1 protein-coding gene is annotated in these 236 nt (G+C 60.6%); it reads left to right on the plus strand.

The window, feature by feature from the left end; genetic code table 11:
- A partial coding sequence (locus tag ACN6NG_RS30080; protein ID WP_474317575.1) for an immunoglobulin-like domain-containing protein occupies positions 1-236 on the plus strand: 236 nt, incomplete at both ends.

The following is a 236-nucleotide window of genomic DNA, read 5'->3' on the forward strand; positions in this document are numbered from 1 at the left end:
AACGAGAAGCCGACCTTCACCATCAGCATCAAGCAGGCCCTGGACCAGGACCTGACTGTGCAGCTGGGTGCAGGCAAGTCGGTGGTCATCGAGAAAGGCCAGACTTCTGCGATCTGGACCAACGACGCGCAGGGTGAAGACGTCTATGTCGACGGCGGCTCCCTGACTGTGAGCATCACCGGTACGAGCGTGCCGGATGGTCGCTCGTTCGAGAACCTGGTGCTGACCAAGCCTTC

The organism is Pseudomonas sp. TSO6 (assembly GCF_056098905.1).